Below are 551 nucleotides of genomic sequence, written 5' to 3'. Positions count from 1 at the left end.
CACCCCGTGGATCTCAGCTCGCAACACTGTCGCATGACAGTTCAATCTTAATGGTTGCTGAGCGCAGCGAAGGACCTCACCTTGCGGTCAAACGACATCTGTGTAGTGACGCAAGGTCCTTCGCTGCGCTCAGGACGACCGGGAGAAACGACGAGCTATTCGCTCGGCATCAGATCGCGAAACTCGGGATTGATCGTCCGCACCAGTTGGTTCTTACGCTCTCGCCGCCAGCCCTTGAGCTGCTTCTCGCGTGCGATCGCGTCGCCGGGATTGTCATATTCCTCGAGTAGACCAGCCGGGTCGCCCGGTATTTCTTGGCGAACTCGCTGCCCTGGCCGTTCCGGTGCTCCCATATCCGACGTTCCAGATTGTTCGTGACGCCGATGTACATCGCGTTTCCGGAGCCGCTGACCAGAATGTAGATCCAGTACTGGCGTGTGCCCATTGCGGAGGTCCGTGTCTGACCGCTCGGTGAGATCCTTCGCTGCGCTCAGCAACCATTAAGATTGAACTGTCATGCGACAGTGTTGCGAGCTGAGATCCACGGGGTG

Annotated in this window: 1 protein-coding gene; it reads right to left on the bottom strand. The window is 58.3% G+C overall.

Going from position 1 to position 551, the window contains the following annotated elements:
- Positions 1-169 precede the first annotated feature (169 nt).
- Complete coding sequence (locus tag AC1ROX_RS31605) at positions 170-391, bottom strand: GIY-YIG nuclease family protein (protein WP_493132902.1); 222 nt, start codon at positions 389-391, stop codon at positions 170-172.
- Positions 392-551 lie beyond the last annotated feature (160 nt).

This window comes from Reyranella sp. GW821-FHT14A01 (assembly GCF_058803965.1).
Note: the sequence above shows the minus strand (reverse complement) of the source record. Positions and strands in the feature narration are given on the sequence as shown.